The sequence below is a fragment of the Pantoea sp. CTOTU49201 genome, from assembly GCF_032054795.1.
Classification (GTDB): domain Bacteria; phylum Pseudomonadota; class Gammaproteobacteria; order Enterobacterales; family Enterobacteriaceae; genus Pantoea; species Pantoea symbiotica.
Genome location: NZ_DAMBSA010000260.1, coordinates 1 through 6,823 on the forward strand (window position 1 = coordinate 1; position 6,823 = coordinate 6,823).

Consider the following 6,823-nt stretch of genomic DNA (forward strand, 5'->3'; position numbering starts at 1 on the left):
TTCCCGCTGTTATTGCTGTATGCGCTCACTTACATGCCAACCATTGCCTTAACCAATAGCATCGCGTTTTCGCACGTCGCGGATGTGGAGCGTGATTACCCACGCATTCGCGTTATGGGCACCCTTGGCTGGATCGCGTCCGGCATCGTTTGTGGTTTCCTGCCGCCGCTGCTGGGCTATGGCGATATTTCAGCCAGCAACGTGCCGTTATTGATCACTGCGGCAAGCTCGCTGTTACTCGGCATTTTTGCCCTGACGTTACCCGCGACAGAGCCGAAAAGCACCGGCAAATTCAGCCTGCGCGTCGCGCTTGGCCTGGATGCGCTGCATCTGCTGAAGGATCGCAGCTTCCTCGTGTTCTTCGTCTGCTCCTTCCTGTTCAGCATGCCGCTGGCGTTTTATTACATCTTTGCCGAAGGCTATCTGACGGAAGTCGGCTTGCCGCATGCCACCGGCTGGATGACGCTCGGTCAGGTTTCGGAAATCTTCTTCCTGCTGGCGCTGCCGTTCTTCATTAAACGCTTTGGCATCGGCAAAGTGCTGCTGCTGGGATTAACCACCGCCGCGTTGCGCTATGTGTTCTTCGTGTTCGGCGGCGATCAAAACATGCTGACGTATGGCTTGCTATTCATGGGCATTCTGCTGCACGGCGTCAGCTACGATTTCTACTTCATCACCGCTTACATCTACGTTGATAAGAAAGCGCCAGTGGCGATGCGTAATGCCGCGCAAGGGCTGATCACGCTGGCCTGTCAGGGCATCGGCAGCCTGCTTGGTTACCGCCTTGGTGGCTACCTGATGCAGGAAATGTTTGCCTACTACCAACCCCGCAACGGGCAGACTTTCAACTGGGCCGGCATGTGGATGTTTGGCAGCGTGATGATCGTCATTATTACCATCGCCTTTATCGTCCTGTTCCGCGACGGTAAAAAACGCAGCGATGAACTTACCGCTTTCGATAACTCAGCAACCGCTGACAGCCATAAATAAGGGATTTCACCATGACGATGACAACGCAAGAAAAACGGATTTTAGGCGCGTTTTACGGCCAGGCGCTGGGCGATGCGATGGGCATGCCATCGGAACTGTGGCCACGATCGCGCGTGAAACAGCACTTTGGCTGGATCGATCGCTTCCTGCCTGGCCCGGTTGAAAACAATGCCGCCTGCTACTTTGGCCGGGCGGCCTTTACCGATGACACGTCCATGGCACTGGCATTGGCTGATGCGATCGTCTCTCATGATGGCGAAATCAACGCGGAAACCATCGGCGCGAATATTTTGCAGTGGGCCGAGTCGTTTGATGCCTTTAACAAAAATGTGCTTGGACCGACCTCAAAAATCGCGCTCAACGCGATGAAAGCTGGCACGCCAGTGTCACAGCTGGAAAATAACGGCATGACCAACGGCGCCGCGATGCGTGTGTCACCGCTCGGTTGTCTGCTGCCAGCACGCGACTTATCCGCTTTCATTGATGCCGTCGCGCTGGCATCAAGCCCAACGCATAAATCGGATGTCGCGATTGCCGGCGCGACGGTGATTGCGTGGGCGGTTTCGCGCGCTATTGATGGAGCCAGCTGGGCAACGATCCGCGATGAACTTCCAGCGATTGCACGCGCGGCGCAGGAAAAGCGTGTTACCACCTTTAGCGCATCAATGGCAGCACGCCTCGAACTGGCGTTGAACGTTGTTGCGCAGGGCAGGGGCGTGGAATCCACCATGCAGCAGATTTACGATCTGGTTGGCACCGGCACCAGCACCATTGAATCGGTACCGGCGGCGATTGCGATGGTGGAGTTAGCTGAAACCGATCCGAACCGCTGCGCGATCCTCTGCGCTAACCTCGGCGGCGATACCGATACCATCGGCGCGATGGCGGTGGCGATTTGCGGCGCGCTACACGGTATCGACAGCATTGATGTTGCCTTGAAAGCCGAGCTGGATGCCGCTAACGCGCTGGATTTCACTCGCTACAGCGCCGCATTCACCCGTTTCCGCCAGCAGCGTGAGGCCGCTTATGCTGACGCCTGATGATCTGAAGAGACTCGAAGGCCGTCTGCCGGTATGCGTGATTGGCGCGGCGGTGGTTGATGTGATTGCCGATGCTTACTCGTTGCCACATCGTGGCAGCGATATTGAGCTCCACCAGCAGGGCGTCAACGTGGGCGGCTGCGCGTTGAATGTGGCGATTGCGCTACACCGGCTTGGCATCCCGTCCATCAACGCGCTGCCGCTCGGTAACGGCACTTGGGCGAGCATTGTGCGGCAGAAGCTGACGGAATATGGCATTCACAGCATGTTGGAAACCGCGAAAGGCGATAACGGCTGGTGTTTGGCGTTAGTGGAACCCGATGGCGAGCGCACTTTTCTGTCAGTGAGTGGCGTGGAAAATCAGTGGGATGCGGCGCTGCTCGACACGTTGCCACAGCCAGCTAATCGCTGGATCTACCTTTCCGGCTATCAGCTCACCAGCAAAAGCGGTGATGTGCTGATCGACTGGCTGGAGCAGCAAAGCCAGCCGTATCAGCTGCTGGTGGATTTCGGTCCGCGTCTGGCGGATATCGGCGACGTGCAATTTGAACGCATTATGGCGCGCCATCCACTGATTACAGTGAACAGGCAGGAAGCCGAACTGCTGTGGCATGAGCGTTTGAATCAAACAGAACCCTTTGATGCGCACCAGTTAATGACGCGCTGGCAACAGCGTTTTGGTGGCGCGATGGTGGTGCGACTTGATAGCGAAGGCGCGGGTTTCGTTGACGCGGATACGCAAGGCTGGATACCGGCGCTGCCGACAAAAGTGGTCGATACCATCGGAGCAGGCGACAGCCACGCGGGAGGATTATTGGCGGGATTGGCGTCGGGTTGGTCGCTGGCGGAAAGCGTGGCGTTGGGCAACGCGGTGGCGTCATATGTGGTGTCACAGCGCGGCGGTGATTGCGCGCCCGATCGCGCCACGTTAACGGCTTATTGGCAGCAGCGCCTTACTCCGCAATAAACACATACATATCGCTACGACAGTAGCTAATGCTGTACTCCAGCGGATTGCCCTGCGCATCTAACGCCAGCTGCTTGATCACCAAAACAGGCACATTGTCGGGTAGGGCGATCTGCTGCTGGAGCGCCTCATCAGGCATGCGAGCACTCACTCTGCTTTGTGACGTAACCGGCAGAATTTGCTGCTGGTGGAAATAGTCGTACAGCGAAATGCCAATCTCGTCTGCATCGGCAATATAGCGCGCCGGCACCCAGGATTCTTCAACCGACACCGCTTGCTGATCGACATAGCGAATACGCTTCAGCAAATACACGTCGCTGCCTTTACTCAATCCCAGCTTTTCGGCGATTTCTGCGTCGCAATGGATTTTGCTTTTGTTAATCCACACGGTGTCAGGCTTTTTACCGCGTAATACCGCTTGTTGCGACAAGCCTTTCGGCTCTTTAAGCGAATACTCGAACTGGCTGCAGATCTGCGTGCCGTAGCCACGAGAACGCAACACCACGCCCTCTTTTTCCAGCGCATCCATGGCTTTACGCACGGTAATGCGCGAAATGCTCAGCGACTGGCTGAAATCACGCTCACTCGGCAGGATCTCTTCATGCACTAATACGCCATCGCGCACCGCATCTTTAATGGCAGTGGCGAAGCGTTTGTACAGCGGCGTGCGGCTGTCATCGGCAAGGGTAGAAGTCAGCCGCGAAAATAGTGCAGTTTGGTCGGTCATAGCGGGCGGGTTCACTCATTCTGGTAAGCGGCAGAACGTCTATGATACTGAGTTTTAGGCTATTGGGATACGCCAGCAAATGCATAAAAATTGACCTTACCCGTAAGCAAGACTATAGTAATCCTTACGGATGAAAAAGTGGCAAGGAAGCGACCATGGGGATTTATCTCACGCCAGAATTTCAGGAAGAGCGTCTAAGAGCACGCATCAACGATAAAATTTTGTGTAAGGCAGCGATGTCCATTTTCGCCGGACTTCATGGCGATTGCCTGGGCCGATTTACTTATAAGAAGCGAGTCGGTTTACCAGGCGTCGGTGCTTCTGATGGTGCGCGCTGCATAGTATTTTTCAATGATGGGAAAAATCTTTACTTCTTTGATATGTATTTAAAAAGCCAGCTTTCGAAGAAGAAAGGTAAAGAGTTAGAAGACGATGAAATTGATGCATATTGCAGCATTGCGCGAGATTTTTATTGCTATGCCAGACGAGCTAATCGAGGCGTTAATTAAAGCAAAAGAGTTAATTGAGGTAACCTGTAATGACTGGACGTTTAAAAAAAATTCAGAGCATGGCGCAACGCTATAACCAGCTTGGCGCAGTGAAAGATGAAACAGTTGCCGAAATTAATGCTGCCATAGAAGCACGTAACATTCCTCCAGTACGTACGATGAGTGGCATAGAAATTAAAGCGGTGCGACTGCGCTGGAATATGTCGCAAGCTGCCCTGGCGTTAACCACCGGAATGTCTGTGGAAAGCGTATCCAAGTGGGAGCGCAACGAAAGCAAGCCAAACAAAGCGGCATTACGCATTCTCAACACGATTGAAGATAAAGGGCCGGCCATCTTTATCCTCTAAACAATAAAAGCCCCATTGGGGCTTTTATGCATATACCCGACTCAGCGCTCATCAAACGGCACGCCGCCTTTCGACTTATGGTGTTTTGGCGTTTCGATAATGGAAACTGTCACCGAATTAGCGTCGATCTCAAACGAATCGGCCACCGCTGCGGTGACGGCTCTCAACAACTTTTTCTTCTGCTCAATCGTGCGACCTTCCGCCGCATACACAACAATTTCTGGCATCTCTGCTGCTCCTTAAAGTAAACGTTCGTTTTCAGCATACCGCAGCCAAAGCTCTGCGTGCAGCGTCAATCACCCATCTTCACCGGCAATCTGTGTTGAAATGTGTATTGTTATGTTATAACGTAATTAACTCTTTTAATATGTAGCGGCTTCAGTCGGAAATCATAATGAAATCAATGAAAAATTTGCTTATCGCTTCGGCGTTAGGCCTGGCTTCTTACGCCTCAATGGCGGCTGAACATCAGGATAAACCGGTGCGCATTGCGGCACCGTTTGAAATCAAAGGCACCGATCCGGCGCTCTCCGGCGACATCTTGTTGCGTATGGATGTGGTGGAAACGCTGGTAGAAGTGAACCAACGCGCGGAGCCCATTCCGGCGCTGGCGCAGAGCTGGCAGGTTTCCAGTGATGGTTTGCAATGGCAATTGCAGCTTCGTCCCAACGTGCGTTTCCATGATGGATCGCCACTCGACGCGGCTGCGGTGGTGAAGTCACTTAACACCGCGCGCAGCAAAGCGGGTTTGCTGGATAAAACGCCAATCACCGCTATCAGCGGGGAAGGGCAACGCGTCACGATCACCTTGCGCGAACCTTTTACGCCGCTACTTTCGGTGTTAGCAGAAAGCCGTTCCCAGATTCTGGCATTAGCCAGTTGGGATGCGCAGGGCAACATCACTCGCATCATCGGCAGCGGGCCGTTTATGCTGACGTCGTTCCAGCCACCGCAATCTTTGGCGGTAAAACGGTTTGACGATTACTGGGGCGAAAAGCCGACAATTGCGGCGGCAAGCTATCTCTCTTCCGGACGCGCCGAAACCCGCGCCTTGCTGGCGGAAAGCGGTGACGCGGATTACGTCTTCAACCTGGATGCCGCCAGCCGTCAGCGTTTAGCGCGCAAGCCGTCGCTGCAACTGCCCGCTATTCCGGTGCCGCGCACGTTAATGCTGAAACTGAATGCGGGCGATCCGCTGTTAGCTGAACAGCCGGTGCGTGCTGCGATCAGCATGGCGATTGATCGTAACGCGCTGGCGATGGCGGTGCTGCGTTATCCGGGTGCGGCCAGTCAGTTATTCCCGCCGAATATGGGCGAATGGCACAACAGCGCACTGCAACCGCTACAGTTCAATCCGCAACTGGCGGCACAACAGCTGCAAGCGGCGGGCTGGAAATTAGGCGCGGACGGCGTGTTAACGCGCAACGACCAGCGATTCAGTGTGACGCTGCTGACGTTCCCCGATCGTCCCGAACTGCCGCTGATGGCGATGGTTATCCAGCAGCAGCTGCGTAAAGTCGGTATTGAAGTGAAGATCAACTCCACCAACGCCAGCGAAATTCCAGCGCAGCATCACAGCAATCGACTGCAACTGGCGCTGTTTTCTCGTAATTTTGCGCTCACGCCTGACCCAACCGGCACGTTACTGCAGGATTATGCGGAAAAGGGCGGCGACTGGGGCGTGATGAACTGGCATCCAGCCGGTTTCAGCGCAGCGTTGCACACCTTAACGCAATCCAACGATGCGGCCGAACGTGCGCAGGCGCGTAACCTGATCACCGCCTCCTTACAGCAGGATTTGCCGGTGATCCCGATTGCCTGGTATCAGCAATCTGCCGCGATCAACAGCAAGTTGAAAAACGTCACGCTCGATCCATTCGAGCGTCACTTTGGTCTGCGCCAGATGCAGTGGGAGCAATGATGATCAAGCTTTTAGGCTGGCGCTTAGCGCAGGCTGCATTCGTGGTGCTGGCGGTCGGTTTACTCACCTGGTTTTTGGTGCAGGCCTTGCCCGGCGACATGGCGTGGCGCATAGCCAGCGGGCGTTATGGCTACGATCGTGTGGATGCCAACGCGGTGGCGCTGGTGCAGCAGGAATTGAGCGGTTCTTTACAGCAGGGCAGCGCGTTGCTGCACTGGCTATTCGATCTGCTGCAATTCAATTTTGGTCGTTCGCTGGTTTCCGGCGAACCGGTGATGGATGAACTGCGCTGGCAGCTGAGTCAAACGCTGGCGCTGGCAGG

At 54.8% G+C, this 6,823-nt stretch carries 8 protein-coding genes and 1 pseudogene; 7 read left to right on the forward strand and 2 right to left on the reverse strand.

Annotated elements, in window-relative coordinates; all coding sequences use genetic code 11:
* The 3 genes from RTY00_RS16850 to RTY00_RS16860 form a co-directional block, all read left to right on the forward strand.
* Positions 1–990 (forward strand): MFS transporter (locus RTY00_RS16850; protein WP_312665203.1); only part of this gene is annotated, 990 nt, incomplete at its 5' end.
* 17 nt (positions 991–1,007) lie between these two features.
* Positions 1,008–2,030, forward strand: coding sequence for an ADP-ribosylglycohydrolase family protein (locus tag RTY00_RS16855; protein ID WP_312665208.1), 1,023 nt, complete (start codon positions 1,008–1,010; stop codon positions 2,028–2,030).
* Positions 2,017–2,997, forward strand: coding sequence for a PfkB family carbohydrate kinase (locus RTY00_RS16860; RefSeq protein ID WP_312665204.1), 981 nt, complete (start codon positions 2,017–2,019; stop codon positions 2,995–2,997). Before RTY00_RS16855 ends, RTY00_RS16860 begins: the two co-directional genes overlap by 14 nt.
* Here the strand turns inward: RTY00_RS16860 and RTY00_RS16865 are convergent.
* Positions 2,984–3,724 (reverse strand): GntR family transcriptional regulator, encoded by a 741-nt coding sequence (locus RTY00_RS16865; protein WP_008109185.1) that lies wholly within the window; start codon positions 3,722–3,724, stop codon positions 2,984–2,986. The genes RTY00_RS16860 and RTY00_RS16865 overlap by 14 nt on opposite strands.
* Positions 3,725–3,879: 155 nt before the next feature.
* On the opposite strand from RTY00_RS16865, the gene RTY00_RS16870 reads away from it, so the two are divergent.
* Both RTY00_RS16870 and RTY00_RS16875 read left to right on the forward strand, forming a co-directional pair.
* The gene (locus RTY00_RS16870; protein WP_312665205.1) at positions 3,880–4,233 is read left to right on the forward strand and encodes a type II toxin-antitoxin system RelE/ParE family toxin; all 354 of its coding nucleotides are present in this window, start codon (positions 3,880–3,882) and stop codon (positions 4,231–4,233) included.
* A gap of 29 nt (positions 4,234–4,262) precedes the next feature.
* Positions 4,263–4,580 (forward strand): helix-turn-helix domain-containing protein, encoded by a 318-nt coding sequence (locus RTY00_RS16875; protein WP_312665206.1) that lies wholly within the window; start codon positions 4,263–4,265, stop codon positions 4,578–4,580.
* A gap of 41 nt (positions 4,581–4,621) precedes the next feature.
* Here the strand turns inward: RTY00_RS16875 and RTY00_RS16880 are convergent, their stop codons facing one another.
* Positions 4,622–4,807, reverse strand: coding sequence for a tautomerase family protein (locus tag RTY00_RS16880; RefSeq protein ID WP_008109189.1), 186 nt, complete (start codon positions 4,805–4,807; stop codon positions 4,622–4,624).
* A gap of 167 nt (positions 4,808–4,974) precedes the next feature.
* Here RTY00_RS16880 and RTY00_RS16885 point away from each other — a divergent pair, with 167 nt between their 5' ends.
* Both RTY00_RS16885 and RTY00_RS16890 read left to right on the forward strand, forming a co-directional pair.
* Positions 4,975–6,501: an ABC transporter substrate-binding protein gene (locus RTY00_RS16885; protein ID WP_409519144.1), complete on the forward strand. Its 1,527-nt coding sequence runs from the start codon at positions 4,975–4,977 to the stop codon at positions 6,499–6,501.
* Positions 6,501–6,823 (forward strand): annotated as a pseudogene (locus RTY00_RS16890) (ABC transporter permease); the annotation flags it as partial. The gene RTY00_RS16885 and the pseudogene RTY00_RS16890, both read left to right, overlap by 1 nt.

Excerpts from the sequence above, each read along its gene's own strand:
- RTY00_RS16875 (WP_312665206.1), top strand. The coding sequence starts at position 4,263 with ATGACTGGACGTTTAAAAAAAATTCAGAGCATGGCGCAACGCTATAAC.
- RTY00_RS16885 (WP_409519144.1), top strand. The coding sequence starts at position 4,975 with ATGAAATCAATGAAAAATTTGCTTATCGCTTCGGCGTTAGGCCTGGCT.
- RTY00_RS16855 (WP_312665208.1), top strand. The coding sequence starts at position 1,008 with ATGACAACGCAAGAAAAACGGATTTTAGGCGCGTTTTACGGCCAGGCG.
- RTY00_RS16880 (WP_008109189.1), bottom strand. The coding sequence starts at position 4,807 with ATGCCAGAAATTGTTGTGTATGCGGCGGAAGGTCGCACGATTGAGCAG.
- RTY00_RS16860 (WP_312665204.1), top strand. The coding sequence starts at position 2,017 with ATGCTGACGCCTGATGATCTGAAGAGACTCGAAGGCCGTCTGCCGGTA.
- RTY00_RS16870 (WP_312665205.1), top strand. The coding sequence starts at position 3,880 with ATGGGGATTTATCTCACGCCAGAATTTCAGGAAGAGCGTCTAAGAGCA.
- RTY00_RS16865 (WP_008109185.1), bottom strand. The coding sequence starts at position 3,724 with ATGACCGACCAAACTGCACTATTTTCGCGGCTGACTTCTACCCTTGCC.